This is a genomic window from Novispirillum itersonii (assembly GCF_014205675.1).
Lineage (GTDB): Bacteria > Pseudomonadota > Alphaproteobacteria > Rhodospirillales > Rhodospirillaceae > Novispirillum > Novispirillum itersonii_A.
Window position 1 is genome coordinate 1 of sequence record NZ_JACIIX010000021.1, and the last position, 17,761, is coordinate 17,761.

14 protein-coding genes are annotated in these 17,761 nt (G+C 62.5%); 9 read left to right on the forward strand and 5 right to left on the reverse strand.

From position 1 onward, the window contains the following. Window positions 1-145: 145 nt before the first annotated feature. Window positions 146-793: a substrate-binding periplasmic protein gene (locus FHS48_RS18680; protein WP_184266072.1), complete on the reverse strand. Its 648-nt coding sequence runs from the start codon at window positions 791-793 to the stop codon at window positions 146-148. A 231-nt stretch (window positions 794-1,024) separates the two neighbouring features. Next, a complete protein-coding gene (locus FHS48_RS18685) occupies window positions 1,025-1,591 on the reverse strand; it encodes a cupin domain-containing protein (RefSeq protein ID WP_184266075.1) in 567 nt (188 codons plus the stop codon). A gap of 334 nt (window positions 1,592-1,925) precedes the next feature. Between FHS48_RS18685 and FHS48_RS18690 the strand changes: the two genes are divergently transcribed. From FHS48_RS18690 to FHS48_RS18715, 6 genes are all read left to right on the forward strand, one after another. Continuing rightward, entirely contained in the window at window positions 1,926-3,404 is a 1,479-nt protein-coding gene (locus FHS48_RS18690; RefSeq protein ID WP_184266078.1) for an NAD-dependent succinate-semialdehyde dehydrogenase, read from the forward strand. A 105-nt stretch (window positions 3,405-3,509) separates the two neighbouring features. Then, a complete protein-coding gene (gabT, locus tag FHS48_RS18695; RefSeq protein ID WP_184266081.1) occupies window positions 3,510-4,814 on the forward strand; it encodes a 4-aminobutyrate--2-oxoglutarate transaminase in 1,305 nt (434 codons plus the stop codon). A 333-nt stretch (window positions 4,815-5,147) separates the two neighbouring features. Continuing rightward, window positions 5,148-6,515, forward strand: a complete 1,368-nt coding sequence (locus FHS48_RS18700) for an aspartate aminotransferase family protein (RefSeq protein ID WP_184266084.1) — start codon at window positions 5,148-5,150, stop codon at window positions 6,513-6,515. Window positions 6,516-6,707: 192 nt separating this feature from the next. Continuing rightward, a complete protein-coding gene (locus tag FHS48_RS18705; protein ID WP_184266087.1) occupies window positions 6,708-7,664 on the forward strand; it encodes a TAXI family TRAP transporter solute-binding subunit in 957 nt (318 codons plus the stop codon). A gap of 82 nt (window positions 7,665-7,746) precedes the next feature. Then, window positions 7,747-9,840, forward strand: a complete 2,094-nt coding sequence (locus FHS48_RS18710) for a TRAP transporter permease (RefSeq protein ID WP_184266090.1) — start codon at window positions 7,747-7,749, stop codon at window positions 9,838-9,840. Next, complete coding sequence (locus FHS48_RS18715; RefSeq protein ID WP_260402588.1) at window positions 9,837-10,307, forward strand: DUF1850 domain-containing protein; 471 nt, start codon at window positions 9,837-9,839, stop codon at window positions 10,305-10,307. The genes FHS48_RS18710 and FHS48_RS18715 overlap by 4 nt, the downstream gene beginning before the upstream one ends. On the opposite strand, the gene FHS48_RS18720 is transcribed toward FHS48_RS18715, so the two are convergent. Continuing rightward, a complete protein-coding gene (locus tag FHS48_RS18720) occupies window positions 10,287-12,437 on the reverse strand; it encodes a sensor histidine kinase (protein ID WP_184266096.1) in 2,151 nt (716 codons plus the stop codon). The two genes, FHS48_RS18715 and FHS48_RS18720, sit on opposite strands and share 21 nt — an antisense overlap. A 260-nt stretch (window positions 12,438-12,697) precedes the next feature. Between FHS48_RS18720 and FHS48_RS18725 the strand changes: the two genes are divergently transcribed. After that, entirely contained in the window at window positions 12,698-13,492 is a 795-nt protein-coding gene (locus FHS48_RS18725; RefSeq protein ID WP_184266099.1) for a response regulator transcription factor, read from the forward strand. A gap of 7 nt (window positions 13,493-13,499) precedes the next feature. On the opposite strand, the gene FHS48_RS18730 is transcribed toward FHS48_RS18725, so the two are convergent. Next, a complete protein-coding gene (locus FHS48_RS18730) occupies window positions 13,500-14,156 on the reverse strand; it encodes a LysE family translocator (RefSeq protein ID WP_184266102.1) in 657 nt (218 codons plus the stop codon). A 151-nt stretch (window positions 14,157-14,307) separates the two neighbouring features. On the opposite strand from FHS48_RS18730, the gene FHS48_RS18735 reads away from it, so the two are divergent. Further along, window positions 14,308-15,222 carry a LysR substrate-binding domain-containing protein gene (locus tag FHS48_RS18735; protein ID WP_184266105.1) on the forward strand — a complete coding sequence of 305 codons (915 nt, stop codon included), beginning with the start codon at window positions 14,308-14,310 and terminating at the stop codon, window positions 15,220-15,222. Window positions 15,223-15,328: 106 nt separating this feature from the next. After that, window positions 15,329-15,817, forward strand: a complete 489-nt coding sequence (locus tag FHS48_RS18740) for a DUF4347 domain-containing protein (RefSeq protein WP_184266108.1) — start codon at window positions 15,329-15,331, stop codon at window positions 15,815-15,817. Between the two features lie 411 nt (window positions 15,818-16,228). On the opposite strand, the gene FHS48_RS18745 is transcribed toward FHS48_RS18740, so the two are convergent. Beyond that, window positions 16,229-17,644, reverse strand: coding sequence for a mannose-1-phosphate guanylyltransferase/mannose-6-phosphate isomerase (locus tag FHS48_RS18745; protein ID WP_184266111.1), 1,416 nt, complete (start codon window positions 17,642-17,644; stop codon window positions 16,229-16,231). Window positions 17,645-17,761 lie beyond the last annotated feature (117 nt).

Here is a 17,761-nt window from a genome sequence, read left to right on the forward strand (position 1 = left end):
CGTCGCCGTTGCCAGAAAACTGCTCGTCATCGCCTATGGCATCATGAAAACAAGAAAACCGTTTCATCCGTCTTGACGGTCAACACGGTATCTCAGGCGTTTGCTGACAGAAAAACCCCGGCTCCGATCAGGAGGCCGGGGTTTTTCACTGTGCCATATGATGACGCCGGAAGTGGGCATCCAGCCAGCCCGTCGCCTGTAACCCGGTCACTGCGGCGTCCCACATTTCTTTTTCCGCGAACCGGTCACGTCCGAACAGAACATAAAGATCCGTCCCGTCCGGTGGTATCAGCAGGGTTGTCAGCCGGATCCCGTGCCGGGCTGCCAGCGACCGGGCGGACTGAACGTCATCGACGTAAAGATCAATCCGGTTATGCCGCAGCATCTCCAGCATCTGGTCTGCCTCACCGGCCTGCACCACCGTGTAGGTGGGGCCGGACGGCATCTCATCGCTGATGGTTTCCCAGTTGCTCCAGCCCAAGGGCCGCCCGATCAGGACCTCCGGCATCCCCGCAACATCTGACAGATCCGCAAAACGGCCCAGCAACGCAAAAACCCCGGTCCGGACATGCGTCACCGGCAGGGCCGACGTCAGGTAGCCGGGGCGCGGCGTTGCATCGAGCGCAAAGCTGAGACTCCCCTGCTCGACAGCGGTCAGGCAGCGCTTCCACGGCATCTGGATCAGGGTCACCGAGACATCGGCATGGTTCGCCACCGCTCTCACCAGCTCGGGGGTGATCCCTCCGCCACCGGCAAGGGTGTAAGGCGGCCAGAGGTCATAACAACCGGTCATCGACCGTACCGGCCGACCCTCTGCCACGGCATCCCGGGCCAGCCCTCCGCTGCACAGAACCAAAAAGCAGGCCAGAAACCCGCCGATCATCCTCCTCATCGCACACATCGCCCTACCGTCTCGCAAGAACACGGGCATAGCGAAAAGCTGTCTTCCGCACACGTGTTCTTTCGGGGAACAGGCCCTGTTCTTTCGGAGAAGAGCCCCTGTCCCGTCCGGGAAGACAGACACTTACAGGTAAGGCGGGGTACAGGCGGAAACGATCACGCAGGGTTCGTCAAAGGGATTCCGGAACCGGTGAGGCTGACGGCTGTCAAACAGATAGGAGTCCCCCGGCCCCATAATGTATTTCTGGTCTCCGACAGTCAGTTCAAAACGGCCTGAAACCACCACGCCGCCTTCGACAGACGCGTGCTGTAACATGGTCCGGCCGGTGTCAGACCCCGGCTCATAGACTTCATGCAGAATCTGAAGGCTATGCTTCCCCGCATCCCCCACCTGCCGGAAGGAAATCCGGCCTTTGCTGTCCCCGTGAAGGTCACTGGCAATTTCAAACAGCTCATTGGCGCGGAAGACGATTTTCTCTTCTTCGGGAATTTCGTAGCTGAAAAACTCCGACAGGGTCATCGGCACCCCCTGCAACACTTTGCGCAGGGAGGCGACGGACGGACTGTTCCTGTTCTGCTCGATCAGGGAGATTGTACCGTTGGTTACCCCGGCACGCCGGGCGAGTTCCCGCTGGGACAAGCCCGCCGCCTCCCGCACCTGTTTCAGGCGGGTTCCGACGTCGATCTCCATGGGTGACTCCTCTCTCATACCGTCTAATATTTTAAGTCATTTTTTTTATCGGGCCAACACTCGTGTCACACCTTGCCCCATGCTGGCAAACAGTTGTCACAACGGGGATCAACCCTTTGATATTTTCTATATTTTTTCCGGTTCCTCCCCCCTCCCGGACAGAGGGGGATCAGGCCCGCGGAGTTTGATTAAAACACAGCGATTCCTGTTGTCGAATTTTTTAAACGGTAGTAGGCTCTTTTCTGTGATGCACGGACCGCCGCTTTCCCCTGTGCGAAAGCCACGACCGCTCCGTGCGCGTAGCGCCACCATCCCGAAGGGAAAGGCTCCCCCGATGACTTCTGCGACCCCGTCCTTTATCAGCAATCCGTCCCTGTTCCGCACGCAGGGGTACATTGACGGGCAATGGCAGGCCGCGGCGAGCGGCAAGACCTTTGCCGTCCTGAACCCGGCGACGGGGGCCGAACTGGCGCAGGTCCCGGATATGGGCGCGGCCGAGGCGAAGCAGGCGATTGCCGCCGCCCATGCGGCGCTGCCGGCGTGGCGGGCCAAGACCGCCAAGGAACGCGCCAACATCCTGCGCAAGTGGTACACCCTGATTCTGGCCAATCAGGAAGATTTGGCCCAGCTGATGACCGCCGAACAGGGCAAGCCGCTGGCCGAAGCCCGGGGCGAAGTGGTCTACGGTGCCAACTTCATTGAATGGTTCGCCGAAGAAGCCAAGCGCGTTTATGGCGATGTCGTCCCGGCCCACGGCCCGGACAAGCGGATCGTGGTGGTGAAGGAGCCGATCGGTGTGGTCGCCGCCATCACCCCGTGGAACTTCCCCAACGCCATGATCACCCGCAAGTGCGCCCCGGCGCTGGCCGCGGGCTGCACCGTGGTGGTGAAACCGGCGGAAGACACCCCGCTGTCGGCGCTGGCGCTGGCGGAACTGGCCGAACAGGCCGGGATCCCCAAGGGCGTGTTCAACATCGTCACCTGCGAACACGGGGCCGAAGTCGGCGGCGAGCTGACCGGCAGCCCGCTGGTGCGCAAGCTGTCGTTCACCGGCTCCACCGAAGTCGGCAAGCTGCTGATGCGCCAGTGCGCCGGTACGGTGAAGAAAGTGTCCCTCGAACTCGGCGGCAATGCGCCGTTCATCGTGTTCGATGACGCGGACCTTGATGCCGCCGTGCAGGGGGCGATTGCCTCCAAGTACCGCAACGCCGGGCAGACCTGCGTCTGCGCCAACCGCATTCTGGTGCAGGATGGCGTCTATGACGCCTTCGCCGCCAGGCTGGCCGAGGCCGTCAAGGCGCTGAAGGTCGGCAACGGGGTTGAGGCCGGGGTGACACAGGGCCCGCTGATCAACGAAGACGCCATCGCCAAGGTGGAACGTCTGGTGTCGGAAGCGGTGGCCAAGGGCGCCAAGCCGGAGCTGGGCGGCAAGCGCCATGCCCTCGGCGGCACCTTCTTCGAGCCGACCATCCTGACCGGCGTCACCGCCGACATGTCGATCTTCTCGGAAGAAATCTTCGGCCCGGTGGCCCCGCTGTTCCGCTTCCACACCGAAGCCGAAGCGATCCAGATGGCCAATGATACCCCGTTCGGGCTGGCCGCCTACTTCTACTCCCGCGATATCGGCCGCGTCTGGCGCGTCGCTGAAGGGCTGGAATACGGCATCGTCGGCATCAACGAAGGCATCATCTCCACCGAAGTCGCCCCGTTCGGCGGCGTCAAGGAGTCCGGCATCGGCCGCGAAGGCTCCAAGTACGGCCTCGATGACTTCCTGGAAATCAAATACCTGTGCATGGGCGGTGTGAACACCTGAGCCCCTGCCCACGATAGCGCCCCGTCCGGTCTGACCGGCCGGACGGGACCCTGATCCCACGCATTCTGTCTGATCTTCCCAATCTTTTGCGGAGAACCCTTTGTCATGACCGCGTCCAATAATTCCGCCCTCCAGGCCCGCCGTGAATCCGCCATTCCGCGCGGCGTCGGCACCATGCTGCCCGTGTTCACCGCCCGCGCTGAAGGGGCTGAGCTGTGGGACGTGGAAGGCAAGCGCTACATCGACTTCGCCGGTGGCATCGCCGTGCTGAACACCGGCCACAATCACCCGAAGATCAAGGCTGCCGTCGCCGCGCAGCTGGATAACTTCAGCCACACCTGCTTCCAGGTGACCCCGTACGAAAGCTACGTGGCGCTGGCTGAAAAGCTGAATGCGCTGGTTCCGGGCCCGAGCCCGAAGCAGACCATGTTCGTCACCACCGGTGCCGAAGCCGTTGAAAACGCCGTCAAGATCGCCCGCCAGCACACCGGGCGCTCCGGCGTCATTGCCTTCAACGGCGCGTTCCATGGCCGCACCCTGATGGGGATGGCCCTGACCGGCAAAGTCCTGCCGTACAAGGCCGGTTTCGGTCCGTTCCCGGCGGAAATCTACCATGCCCCGTTCCCGACCGCCTACCGTGGCGTGTCGGTCGCTGACAGCCTGAAGGCGCTGGAAAACCTGTTCAAGTCCGACGTTGACCCGAAGCGCATCGCCGCCATGATCGTCGAGCCGGTACAGGGTGAAGGCGGGTTCAACATTGCCCCGGCCGAATGGTTGCAGGCCCTGCGCAAGATCTGCGACGAACACGGCATCCTGCTGATCATCGACGAAATCCAGACCGGCTTCGCCCGGACCGGCAAGATGTTCGCCGTTGAATACGCCGGGATCGAACCGGACATGATGACCCTTGCCAAGTCGCTGGCTGGTGGCTTCCCGCTGTCTGCCGTCGTCGGCAAGAAGTCGGTGATGGACTCCTGCAATCCGGGCGGTCTGGGCGGCACCTATGCCGGTTCGCCGCTGGGCTGCGTTGCCGGTCTTGCCGTCCTCGACGTGATCGAGGAAGAGAAGCTGTGCGACCGCGCCAACACCATCGGCACCCTGATGGTTGACCGCCTGAACGGCATGGCCAACCGCAACACCCTGTCGCCGGTGATCGGTGAAATCCGTGCCCTCGGCGGCATGGTGGCAGTGGAACTGCTGAAGAACCGCGACACCCGCGAGCCGGATGCCGATCTGACCAAGGCGCTGGTGCAGAAGTGTGCCGCCAAGGGTCTGGTGATCCTGTCCTGCGGCACCTATGGCAACGTCATCCGCTTCCTGGTGCCGCTGGTGGCCTCCGACGCCCTTGTCAATGAAGGCATGGACGTTCTGGAAGCCGCTCTGGAAGAGCTGGTCGCCGCCAAGGCGTAAAGCTTTCAGCGTTCTCTGCTTCTGAGTATCCCTACCGGAGACGGACGTGAGAGTCTCCCACCCCGGCTGCCCCTCCCCGGTCCCCGTGACCGGTCGGCAGGCGGGGTCCCCTTGCGGGTGATCCGCGGTGCTGTGTTAACGGGCCGGACGGATCACCCGTATTTTTTTGCCTGATGGCAGGCCGGACGGGGCAGCCAAACCCCGTATGGACACGATATAAAATTGCGATAAGACCCCCGTTCCGCAATTTGATATGCAATAGTCTGTCGTTAAGCTGCCACTTCACCCCCATTTCTTCCAAAACACTGCCCGACGAACTGAGGAGACTCCCCCATGTCGAACGCCCTGCGTGATGCAGACATCCGCTACGTCCTGCACCCCTATACCAATCTGGCCGCCCACGAGGAAAAGGGCCCGATGATTGCCGTACGCGGCGAGGGCGTAAAAGTGTTCGACACTGCTGGCAAGGAATACATCGAAGGCATGGCCGGTCTGTGGTGTGCCTCCCTCGGGTTTTCGGAACCGCGCCTGCGCGAAGCCGCTCTGCGGCAGATGGATGCCCTGCCGTTCTTCCATCAGTTCGGCCATAAGTCGCATGCCCCGGGCATCGAACTGGCAGAACGGCTGATCGGGATGGCTCCGGACGGCCTGACCAAGGTGTTCTTTGCCAACTCCGGGTCGGAAGCCAACGACACCGTGGTCAAGATTGTCCGGTACATGAACAACATCCTTGGCCGCCCGCAGAAGAAGAAGATCATCGCCCGCGAGCGCGCCTATCATGGCGTGACCGTCGCCGCCGCCAGCCTGACCGGCCTGCCGGTCAACCACCGGGCGTTTGACCTGCCAATCGAAGGGGTGGTCCGCACCGGTTGCCCGCACCATTACCGCTATGCCCGGCCCGGCGAGAGCGAAGACGCTTTCGCCACCCGCCTTGCCGACGAACTGGAAGCCCAGATTCTGGCCGAAGGACCGGAAACCGTGGCGGCCTTCATCGCCGAGCCGGTGCAGGGCGCTGGCGGGGTGATCATTCCCCCGGCCACCTATTTCGACAAGATTCAGGCGGTACTGAAGAAGTACGACATCCTGATGGTGGCGGACGAGGTCATCTGTGGCTTCGGCCGCACCGGCAATGCCTGGGGCAGCCAGACCTACAACATCCGCCCGGATATCCTGACCTGTGCCAAGGCCCTGTCGTCAGCCTATCTGCCGATCTCGGCAGTTCTGGTGTCGGATGCCGTCTATCAGGCGGTAAAGAAGGGATCGGCGGAAATCGGGTCCTTCGGCCATGGCTACACCTATTCCGCCCATCCGGTGGCGGCAGCGGTGGCACTGGAAACCCTGAAGATCTACGAAGAGCGGGATCTGTTCGCCCATACCCGGGCCGTCTCCCCGACCTTCGTGACTCACCTGATGCGCTATGCCGATCATCCGCTGGTCGGGAATGCCCGCGGCATCGGTCTGGTCGGGGCGCTGGAACTGGTTGCCGACAAAGCCACCAAAGAGTCCTTCCCGCCCGCTGCCGCCGTTGCCGCCAGACTGGTGGAACTGGCGCAGGAGGAAGGGCTGATCCTGCGGTCTCTCGCCGGAGATATCGTCTCGTTCTGTCCGCCGCTGATCATCACCGATGCGGAACTGGACGAGATGTTCACCCGCTTCGACCGGGCAATGGAACGCCTGACCGCCCAGCTCGGGATTGGGTGATCGCAGCCATACATTTCCCGAATACCGGCACCCCGCATGATGTCCATGCGGGGTGCTTTTTTTGTATACATTCCTGAGGCCTGCGCTAGGCTGTATCAATCTCAAAAGGGGGTAGGCGGACAGTTCCCCCAGCCACCCCGTAACCGGCGAAACGACCGGCCACACCACAGAGAATCCCCGGGAGGATCTTGCATGAAAAAGTCATTTCTGGCCGCAGCCGTTGCCATCGGTACCCTGATCGGGGCCGGTCAGGCGCAGGCCGAACAGTTCGTCAACGTCCTGTCCGGCGGCACTTCCGGTGTGTATTATCCGTTGGGTGTTGCCCTTTCCAAGATCTATGCTGACAATATCAAGGATGTCCGGACCAGCGTTCAGTCCACCAAGGCGTCGGTGGAAAACCTCAACCTGCTGAATTCCGGCCGCGGCGAAGTGGCTTTCACCCTCGGTGACTCCCTGTCCTCCGCCTGGAGCGGGGACGCAGAGGCCGGTTTCAAGGCCAAGCTTGAGAATCTGCGCGGCATCGCCGGGATTTATCCCAATTACATCCAGATCGTCGCCCGTGCCGACAGCGGAATCAAAACTCTGGCTGATCTGAAGGGCAAGCGCGTTTCCGTCGGTCCGGCCAAATCCGGCACCGAACTGAACGCCCGGGAAATTCTGGCTGCCGGGAAGCTCAGCTATTCTGACTTTGGCAAAACCGAATATCTCGCCTTCGGGGAAAGCGTTGAACTGATGAAGAACCGTCAGCTCGATGCCGCCATCATTTCCGCCGGTCTCGGCGTGTCCGCCATCCGTGACCTGTCGGCAACCACCGCCATTTCCGTGGTCGAAATTCCGGCATCCATTGCAGCAGCCATCGTCAACCCGGTCTATATTTCCACCAAAATTCCGGCTGGCACCTATGATGGCGTCACGGCTGACGTCAATACCGTCGCCATCAAGAACTTCCTCGTCACCCGGGCCGATCTGCCTGCAGATCTGGTCTACGAGATGACCCGTCTGATGTTCGAAAAGCAGGGCGATCTGGTCAGTGCCCATGCTGCGGCCAAGGAACTCAGCCTTGCTGACGCCGTCAAGGGTATGCCGCTGCCGCTGCATCCCGGTGCGGAAAAGTATCTGAAGGAAAAAGGCATCAGCATGACCCGCTGATCCTGCCTGACCTGATCCGCCGGGGCTGCCCCCTCAGTCCCGGCGGAACCGCGTCTACCGCATTCTGTCCGGAAGTTTCCCCATGACCGCATCCCCCCCTGACGCCGCCATCAACGCCGTCGATGACGGCGGCGTCCTTCATGCCGGCCTTGGCGACCGCTCCACCGTCGTCGGCAAGCTGCTGTTCCTGATCGCCCTCGCCTTCTCCGTCTGGCAGATCTATTTCGCAGCCTATGCCCCGGTTGCCTCAATCGTCGCCCGATCCCTGCATGTCGGCTTCATTCTGCTGCTGGTCTTCGGCATCACCGCCAATGCCCGCAGGAATGGCGACTGGCGCAGCTGGCTGGACTGGGGTCTGGGCGCGGCCGGATTTGCGCTGGCCTTCTATCACTGGGTCTTCGAAAGCGATCTCAACATCCGGGCCGGGGACCCCAACCAGACCGACCTGATTGTCGGCTGCATTGTCGTCGCACTGGTCTTTGAGGCCGCCCGCCGGGTTCTTGGTACCGCCCTGCCGGTCGTCTGTACCCTGTTTCTGTCCTATGCCCTGTTCGGTCAGTACCTGCCGTCTCCCCTGAACCATCGTGGCTATGGGTTTGATCAGGTGATTGACCAGATGTTTCTGGGGACTGAGGGCATCTACGGGACCCCGACCTATGTGTCGGCCACCTATATCTTCCTGTTCATCGTGTTTGGTGCTTTTCTCGAACGGGCAGGCATTATCGGCCTGTTCAATGATCTGGCGATCGGCTCGGTCGGGCACACCCAGGGCGGTCCGGCCAAGGTTTCCGTCGTCTCCTCTGCCCTGATGGGTACGGTCAACGGATCCGGGGTGGCCAACGTCGTCACCACCGGCCAGTTTACCATTCCGCTGATGAAGCGCAGCGGGTTCACCTCAGCCTTCGCCGGGGCCGTGGAAGCCACCGCCTCAATGGGCGGGCAGATCATGCCGCCGGTGATGGGGGCCGTGGCCTTCATCATGGCGGAAACCCTTGGCGTCGGATATGCCGAGATTGTCCGCGCGGCCGTCATCCCTGCCATCCTGTATTTTGCCACCGCCTTCTGGATGGTCCATCTGGAAGCCAGACGCCTTGGCCTGAAAGGCATGGAGAAGGACCAGCTGCCCAGCGTCGCCCGGGCCCTGCGGGAACGCTGGCACCTGCTGCTTCCGCTGGCCGCCCTTGTCGTCCTTCTGTTCTCCGGTTTCACGCCTCTGTTTGCAGGAACTGTCGGCCTTGCCTTCACCGCCATCCTGATCCTTGGATCCCGGATTGCCACCTCCATGGGCAGGTTGCCGATGAAGATCCTGCTGTGGATTTTTATCGGGCTCGCCAGCTCGGTTTTCTTCAAACTTGGTATCACCGTTGTCTTTGCCGTGATTGCCGTACTGGTGGCCGTTCTGGTGTTCATCCGTGGCGGTAAGGCGACCCTGTCCCTGTGCGTGGAATCCCTTGCCGAAGGGGCCCGCCATGCCCTGCCTGTGGCCATCGCCTGTGCTCTGGTCGGCATCATCATCGCCACCATGACCCTGACCGGTGCCGCTTCCAATTTCACCCGCGTGATTGTGTCGGTGGGTGAAAACAATCTGTTCCTGTCGCTGCTGATGACCATGGTCGCCTGCCTGATCCTTGGCATGGGGATCCCGACCATCCCCAATTACATCATCACCTCGTCACTGGTCGGTCCGGCGCTGGCAAATCTGGGTGTGCCACTGATTGTCAGCCACATGTTCGTGTTCTACTTCGGGATTATGGCCGACCTGACCCCGCCGGTGGCGCTGGCTGCCTTTGCCGCCTCCTCCATCGCCAAGGAATCAGCGATGAAGATCGGCCTTCAGGCCATGCGCATCGCCATTGCCGGATTTGTGGTGCCGTTCATGGCGGTCTATACTCCGGCCCTGATGCTGCAAAACACCGGGGATCTTCCGGCGGCGATCGGGTTTATTCCTGCTGTCGCTTATGTGACCGTCAAAGCCGTTCTCTCTGTCGGCCTGTGGGGTGCTGCGGCCATCGGCTATCTGTCCGGTCCGCTGCGCTGGTGGGAACGGCTGTGGGCGGCTGCCACCGCCTTCTGTCTGGTTGCGGCGATCCCGATGACCGATGAAATCGGGTTTGCCTCGGTGGTTGTCTTTATCGGCTATCAGGTTCTGCAAACCCGCCGTAAAGCGGCCGCATGACCTCCGCCCTTGCTATCCTGACCCTGTGTATTGGCTTACAGGGGGAGCCTCCGCTTCCCCTGTCCGCACTGCCGCCCGCCGGGCCCTTCGCCGCAACCACCGGAAATTCCGGCACAGCTCCGCTTCAGACGTTTCAGCTGCGTTGGTTGCATTCTGTCGAGAAAACGCCGTGGGAAGAACACTGGAGCGTCACCCCACAGGGCCTGCAACTGGGGCTGGTCCGCATCGGTGGCTCCGGCGCCGGAATGGAACCTCCGGAAGACGCCCGGCTGGTCAACGGCGGTTTCGAATATTCCGGAAGCACCCGGCCACCGGTCCCGCAGCTCCTGCTGCCCGACAGTGCCTTTACCGGGCCGCTCAACCTGTGCCGGGATGACGGAACCGGCTGCCTTCCTCTCCACACCCTTGCCGCCCGAAACAGCGGAGACAGCCGCCCGATCCTGCTGTCAGCCTGCTTCCGGGAGTGACAGAGGTTCGGCCTCTGCCCTCGGAAGCCCGACCCGGACGGTTGTTCCGGCCCCAAGGCGGCTGAAGATGCGGATCGTCCCGCCGTGCAGGTTGACCAGCTTGCGCGCCATGTAAAGCCCGAACCCGGTTCCGGGCACGCCCTGCGTGTTGCTGCCCCGGGCATATTTCTCAAAAATCCGGGGCAGGTCCTGCTCCGGGATTCCCCGGCCCCGGTCCTCCACTTCCACCAGCACCATTCCGTCCTCATCAGACAGGCGGACATCCACCACCGTCTCCGCCGGACTGTACTTCAGGGCATTGCCGATCAGATTGCGGAACAGGGTCTCCATCATCTCTTCGTCGGCAATCACCGTCGGCGGACTTTCCCGCAGGCCACTAAGGCGGATCTCCCGCTCCGGGCTCTGGGTCCGGAAGGCCTGAACAACGTCCATCACCAAAGACTGAAGATCGGTATTGACCGGATACAGCCGCATGACGTGCCCATCCATGCGCTGCTGCTGCAAACCGACCTCAATCACCTCGGTCAACCGACGCATCGCCCGCCGCATCCGCTCCAGCACCCGGCCCCCGTCCATCCCGGTTTCCGGCAGGCGCAGCGCCAAAGTATCGAGACTGCTGTTCAACACCGACACCGGCGTCCGGTATTCGTGGGAGATCATGTCAATAAAGCGGATCTGGTCAGCAATAGCCTGCCGTTCCGCCCGCAGCGAAGCCTCCAGCTGCTCCTTGGCCATGGCCAGTTCCCGGGTCCTCTCCTCCACCAGTTGCATTGCCTTCCGTTCGGATGACCGCGCCAGTGCCGCCAGATCACTCTGGGCCTGCGTCCGTTCGGCCTCCGCCTCGCGGACCCGCATCGCCAGCCCCAGCGTCATCATCACCATATGCGCACTCATGCCGATCAGGGTGGAGTTGTCGGTCAGCAGAGAGGAGTCGAGAAACCCCAGTGTGCGCGAAGTGTTAAGGACCCCGCCCAGCGCCAGAAGGACAAAGGCGACCGTAAACACCCCGGCCGGCCGGTATCCCCGCCGGTACAACACCAGCCCGGCACCGACACAAAGGTAAATGTGGACGATCATCACCGGCAGGATGACCGGAGCCACCGCCGCATAATATCCGGCGGCAGAGCAGACAGCCCCGACCGCATACACACCGATCATCACCGCGATCGCCCGGTAGACCCAGGGCATCTGCTGCTTCAGGCGCAGGTAGGCAATGCCGAACAGTCCGCCGAACAGCGACGACAGCATCATCGGAATACTGTAGGCCTGATTAACGAACAGGACCGACACATCACCGAACAGGAACGGCATGTACCCGGACAGAGAAAAATAGGCCAGCCCGGAAAAAGCGACATAGATGCCGTAGAGGACATACCAACTGTCCCGCAGCCACAGAAAATACATCAGGTTCATCAGGAAAATCAGGGCAAAAGTCCCGTAGACCGCCCCCATCACCAGATCCTCACGGGTATTGGCCGCCGTGAAGACGTTAATGTCAGAGATAGATCCCCGCAGCACCACCGCCCCCGAGGTCGATATCCGGATATACAGGTCACGGACCTCCCCCGGATCCAGCGTCAGGATTGAGGTGAAATGCGCGGTCCGCAGGGTGCGCCCGGACAGCGGTTCCTGATCCCCAAACCGGTTGAGCCGGAACCCGTCGGCTCCCTGCCCCGGCGGACCGGCATACAGGGCCAGATGATCGGTGAACGGCGGCCGCAGCTCCATCACCCAGGTCATCCGGCGACTGGCTCCGGAACTGATACGGGCATGCAGCCAGACAACATCCCCGGTAAAACCGAGACTGAGAAACCCCGGCAGCGGAGTCATGGTTGCCCCGGCCTGCGCTGCGATCACATCGTCAAGGGTCAAGGCACCGCCGGGATCCCGGAGCATGGAAAAGACACCGGCCATGCTCTGGGCGGCGGTCTGGCCATCCAGCAGAACCAACGTTTCCGGCCGGGGGGAGGAAGACGGTTCAACCGCGTGAGCAGACGGGGCCCCATACCCGACCCACAGCAGAATCATCAGGGCAATCTTCACCATGCGGTGGAATGCCGCCGCCGGGGATCCCTTCCGGCGTCTGTATTCCTGATACACGCGGTCTCTCTCCCGTTTCCGGTCCGCCATGGTGTGGCGGCAATCCTGTCAGCCGCCTGCTCTGCGGCCATCACCAGCGCCGGGCCCGCCTGACCGGTGCTGTTCCGGGTCCACAGGGTGCCTGCCCCATGAACCGCTTCCTTCTTTGTGCGACATTCCGGCGTCTGCGACAATCCCATATCAGGCCGCAGAAGGTGGGTTATCTCCCGGCGCTGACCGCTGTATAAACCAGCGGTAGTTCTCCCCGGCCTGCTGGACACCTGTTCCCGGCCCAGAGTGTTGGACGTCTGATGGATATGCGGCCTGCCTTCCCCGGTGCACCGGCGCCACTGACCCCGCCGGTGCGGGTGGTTCTGATCGAAGATGACACCGATCTGCGGGACTCTCTGGCAGACCTGATCGGACTGGCGGGCTTTGAGGTCCTGACCGGAAAGTCAGCGCTGGAATTTTATCAGATTCTGGCCAGCCAGCCGTTCGAGATCGCCATTCTTGATGTCGGGCTGCCGGATCAGGACGGCTTCAGCATCGTTGAACACCTGAAGGCCAATCACCATCGCCACGGCATCATCATGCTGACCGCCCGGGATGGCACCGAAGACCGGATTCAAGGGTTCCGGCGCGGGGCTGACCTGTATTTCACCAAACCGGCCGATGGGCGGGAACTGGTGGCCGCCATCACCTCGCTTGCCCTGCGGCTGCGGGCAACCGATCCACACCCTGCCGCCGCCGAAACAGCACCCCCGGCGGCACCCTCCGCCGGAGAGGCAACCGGACCGGAACCGGGAACGGCAGACTGGCGGCTGGATCCCCAGCAATGGGCGCTACGGGCACCGTCCGGCCTGTCCGTCAGCCTGACGGCACAGGAAATGCGCCTGCTGGGATGTTTCCTGACCGCGCCCGACGGCATTGCCACCCGCAGCGCCCTTCTGGGATCGATCGGCAAGAATCCGGTTGAAACGGAAGACCGCAGTCTTGATGCCGCCATCCGCCGCCTGCGCCGCAAAGTGGAACAGGCGATCGGGCAGGACCTGCCCCTGAAAACGGTGCCGACCAAGGGCTACCAGTTCACAGCCCCGCTGCGCTGATCCTCCGTCACGGCCGGGCGAGGGCCATCATCCCGCCAAACAGCAGGAAGGCCAGACCGCTGATCCGGTTGACCCACAGGCGGCCCCGGTAGGACGACAGCGGGCGCTGCACCTGTCCGGCGCAGGCGGCGTAGCCCATGTGGATTCCCACCACCAGCACCGCATAGCTGACCACCAGCAGGGCCGATTGCCGGACAGTCTCCTGCCGGGGATCAATGAACTGCGGAAACACCGACAGAAAGAAGAAAACTGCCTTCGGATTGGTCAGTTGCAATGAAACCCCTTCCAGCCCCTGCCGGAAGCCCCGACACCGGAACCCATCCTCCCGGCGGACCGCCCCCTGCCCGGTCTCCGGCATTACCGCCCCACTCTGCGCGGCAGACCGCGGCCCCGACCAGATCAGACGCCCTCCCAGAAAGACAAGATAGGCCGCTCCGGCGTACTTCAGCACACTGAACGCCAGCGGTGAGGATGACAGCACCACGCCCACCCCGGTCATCGACAGTGTCCCGATGATCAAGGCACCGGCAGCAATTCCCAGACTCCCCGCAAAAGCCCCGGCCAGACCATGGTTGACGGCATTGCCGACGGTGAACAGAACCCCCGGACCGGGGCTCAGCACGGTCAATGCCGCAAACAGCAGAAACATCGGATAGTCAGCCACCCTCAGCACTCCATCACCGTTCCGGGACCTGTTCCCGACCGCCTCAGTGATGGCGTGGAACAGGCCACTCCCGCAAACGAGTTCTCCGGCCTATACTTGAGGTTTCCTCACCTGTGGACCGCATCGCCTTATGTCCCCGCCCTCCCTTCCAATGCCCCGCCTGCCTCTGAACGGCCTGCGGGTGTTTGCCGTCGCCGCCCGGCTTGGCAGCTTTCAGGCGGCGGCCGAGGCTCTGGGGGTCACCCCCGGCGCGGTCAGCCGCCAGATTCAGGCGCTGGAGGCGCTGCTGGCAGGCCCGCTGTTCCTCCGCCTGCCGCGACGGGTCACCCTGACCCCGGACGGGCAGTTTCTGCTGGACCGGATTGAACCGGCCTTTGCTGACCTTGACGCCGCCTTCAGGCACCTGTTGCCCGCCCGCGAACCGGCAACACTGATCCTCGAAGCCATGCCGACCTTCACCATGCACTGGCTTCTGCGCCGCCTGCCGGATTTTCAGGCCGCCCACCCGGAGATTACGGTAACCCTGCACACCCGGCAGGGTGCCATCGACCGCTCCCAGCCTGCTGATCTGTACATCCGCCGGGATCCGGCCCAGTTTTCCGGCCTGACCGGAACCCCGTTCCTGCCAGAGCACAGCCGTCTGGTTGCCAGCCCCGCGTTTCTGGCAGCCCACCAAACGGAGACTGCGGCGGATATTCTGCGTCTTCCCCGCCTGAGCATGCGGTCCCGGCCGGACCTGTGGCCCCTGTGGCACCGGATGTGCAGGGCAGAACAGCCCGCCGATACCGGCGCGGCGCTTGCCCTCGATTCCACCCTTCTGGCCGTACAGGCCGCCATCGCCGGGCTCGGCATTGCCCTGATTCCTGAGTTCTTTCTACAGGACGCCCTTGCGGACGGAACCCTGAACACCATCAGCGGTTTTCCTCCGCTTGCCAGCGGAACATACCACTGGCTGACACCGGCTCCCGTGCTGTCGCCCTCCTGCCGGGTCTTCCTGCGCTGGCTGACCGCAGCGTCTGCCCCCCAGCCTTCCCCTCACCCTCCGTCACATTCCGTCACATCCTGACACATGACGTCCCTTGCAACCCTTGGGTGCGTTCTTCTATAGTAATCCTGACCCATCGGTCAGCTTGCCTGACCCCAACTGGCCCAGACCGACCAAGACCGGTACCGTGTCCGACGCATCACGACAGAATCACTTTCTGGCAGAACCTGCCCTGCACCGCGATCTTCTGGTCATTGACGAAGATCTGGCGCAGAGTCTGCGACTTCTGCCGGATCTGCCCGCGGGCTACGACATGGCCGTCCTTCCCCGCTCGGGAACCTCTCTCCGCCATCTGACAGACCATTTACGGGACTGTGCCCCTGTCAAAACCCTGCTGCTGGTTCTCGACGGCGGGCCGGGATATATCCGGCTGGGCGGTCAGATTCTCGATGCCATGGCCATTGACCGGCATCAGGCAGAATTTCTGAACTGGCAGACCCTGCTGACCCCGGATGCCTGTCTGATTCTTCTGGTCAACGGCGTCACCGATGGCCCGCAGGGGCAACGGTTCTGCCTGCTGCTGAAGCACAACCTGCAACGGCCGGTTTTATTCCGCCTGCATCAGGACACCCGGTCCGTTCTTTCCGCCCTGTCCTCCGGACGACCCCGCCCGTAATAGGCTCCGCCGACACCGGAACTGCTGCCGACTGAGCGGAAGCCCCTGCCCGATCGGAGAACACTCTTCTGTTTCAGACTTCTCAAGCGCTTTCCACCATAAAGTGAACGCCCCTTGCCCCTGAAAAATTTAAGAATAATTTTCGTCAAATTCCGTCACATGCTGTCACAACTCGTGCGTTGTCCGGGGCGGCGGAAAAAGACATTCTGATCCTGCAAACGACGGAACTCCTGTGCCAAGGGATGTCTGCCTAAATCCGTCGGATGCACCGCCCGGCTGGCACTGCCCGCCCTTCCCTTCAGCCGGGCATGAACCCCCGCTTTCTGCCCGGAAGCGGGGGTTTGACTTTTCCGGTCCCGGGTCAGCCGGAAGACCGGAGGAGGGGAGCACGTCCCCTCCCCCGTCCACGGGCTATACCCGGCCGTAGGCATCATCCTTGCGTTCAATATCATCCTCGCGCAGATAGCCCCCTACCTGCACCTCGATGATTTCCAACGGCATCTGCCCCGGATTTTCCAGACGATGCCACGCCCCGATCGGAATATAGGCTGACTGGTTTTCCGTCAGCAGCATGGTGTCCTGATTCAGGGTCACCTGTGCCGTACCATGGGTGACCACCCAATGCTCTGCCCGGTGATAATGGCGCTGAAGCGACAGCTTACATCCCGGCTTGACGATCAGATGCTTGACCTGAAACCGCTCGCCCGACACCAGACTGCGATAGCTGCCCCATGGGCGGTAAACCGTGGAATGGTTCAGCGCTTCGGTCAGGCCAGCGGCCTCCAGAGCCCTCACAAGCCCGCCAACATCCTGAAGATGCTCTTTTCCGGCCACAAGAACCGCATCGTCCGTGGCAATGACCGCCAGATCCTGCACCCCCAGCGCCGCCACCAAGGGGCCGCTGCTGCGCACATAGGTGTTGCGGCTGTCCTGCTGGTATCCCCGCCCCTGCTCCACCGGGGCAGAGGATGCGGCATCATGGGCCCATAAGGCCGTGAACGACCCCAGATCGCTCCAGTCCATGCAACAGGGGATCACCGCAGCATGCCGGGTCTTTTCCATCACCGCATAATCAATGGAGATCGCTGGCGCTTCCAGAAAGGCGGCAGCCTCCAGCCGGAGAAACCCAAGGTCAGGCTGCGCCCCTGCCACCGCCCGGCGGCAGGCATCCAGCATCTGCGGCTGGTACATTTCCAGCTCCCGTAGATACAGGGCGGCGGACATCAGGAAAATACCGGCATTCCAGTCGCAGTCTCCAGCCTCAATCAGGGCCTCTGCCCGGCTGCGTGACGGTTTTTCCAGAAACGCCTGTACCGTATGACAGCCGGGAGACTCCGGCAGAGCCCCGCCCCGGCGGATGTATCCATAGCCGGTCTCGGGGGCTGTCGGCGTGATTCCGAAAGTGACCAGCCACCCGGCTTCCGCCGCCGGAATCCCCTGCCGGACCACCGCGCGGAACGCCGCGCTGTCGCCGATCGCATGATCGGACGGCAGCACAAGAATCAGGCCCTCCGGATCCGCCCGTTGCACGGCGAGAGCGGCAGCGGCAATCGCAGGAGCAGTGTTTCTGCCCTCCGGCTCAATCAGCACCGTCGCCTGCCGGATGCCGATCTCATCAAGCTGTTCCAGCACAAAGAAACGATGCGCCTCGTTGCTGACGATCACCGGCGCAGCAAGGGTCTCAAGGCCTTCCAGACGGCGCAGGGTTTCCTGAAACAGGGTCAGATCCGAGGTCAGCGGCAGGAACTGCTTGGGCTTACTGGCGCGGGAGAGTGGCCACAGGCGGGTGCCGGAGCCACCGGACAGGATAACGGGATGAAGGGCCACGGGGGGCTCCCTGTTTCAGATACAGCGGATCCCCCTGCGGGTATCCTGCTGAAACTGTACCTGTTTTCAGCCGGTTCGCCCAGCCTCTGCCCCAAGAGGGCTTTGGATCCCTGATAC

Bases quoted from the DNA above. Each gene is read 5' to 3' on its own strand.
- FHS48_RS18680 (WP_184266072.1), bottom strand. From the start codon at position 793: ATGACCGGTTGTTATGACCTCTGGCCGCCTTACACCCTTGCCGGTGGC.
- FHS48_RS18685 (WP_184266075.1), bottom strand. From the start codon at position 1,591: ATGGAGATCGACGTCGGAACCCGCCTGAAACAGGTGCGGGAGGCGGCG.
- FHS48_RS18690 (WP_184266078.1), top strand. From the start codon at position 1,926: ATGACTTCTGCGACCCCGTCCTTTATCAGCAATCCGTCCCTGTTCCGC.
- gabT (WP_184266081.1), top strand. From the start codon at position 3,510: ATGACCGCGTCCAATAATTCCGCCCTCCAGGCCCGCCGTGAATCCGCC.
- FHS48_RS18700 (WP_184266084.1), top strand. From the start codon at position 5,148: ATGTCGAACGCCCTGCGTGATGCAGACATCCGCTACGTCCTGCACCCC.
- FHS48_RS18705 (WP_184266087.1), top strand. From the start codon at position 6,708: ATGAAAAAGTCATTTCTGGCCGCAGCCGTTGCCATCGGTACCCTGATC.
- FHS48_RS18710 (WP_184266090.1), top strand. From the start codon at position 7,747: ATGACCGCATCCCCCCCTGACGCCGCCATCAACGCCGTCGATGACGGC.
- FHS48_RS18715 (WP_260402588.1), top strand. From the start codon at position 9,837: ATGACCTCCGCCCTTGCTATCCTGACCCTGTGTATTGGCTTACAGGGG.
- FHS48_RS18720 (WP_184266096.1), bottom strand. From the start codon at position 12,437: ATGGCGGACCGGAAACGGGAGAGAGACCGCGTGTATCAGGAATACAGA.
- FHS48_RS18725 (WP_184266099.1), top strand. From the start codon at position 12,698: ATGGATATGCGGCCTGCCTTCCCCGGTGCACCGGCGCCACTGACCCCG.
- FHS48_RS18735 (WP_184266105.1), top strand. From the start codon at position 14,308: ATGCCCCGCCTGCCTCTGAACGGCCTGCGGGTGTTTGCCGTCGCCGCC.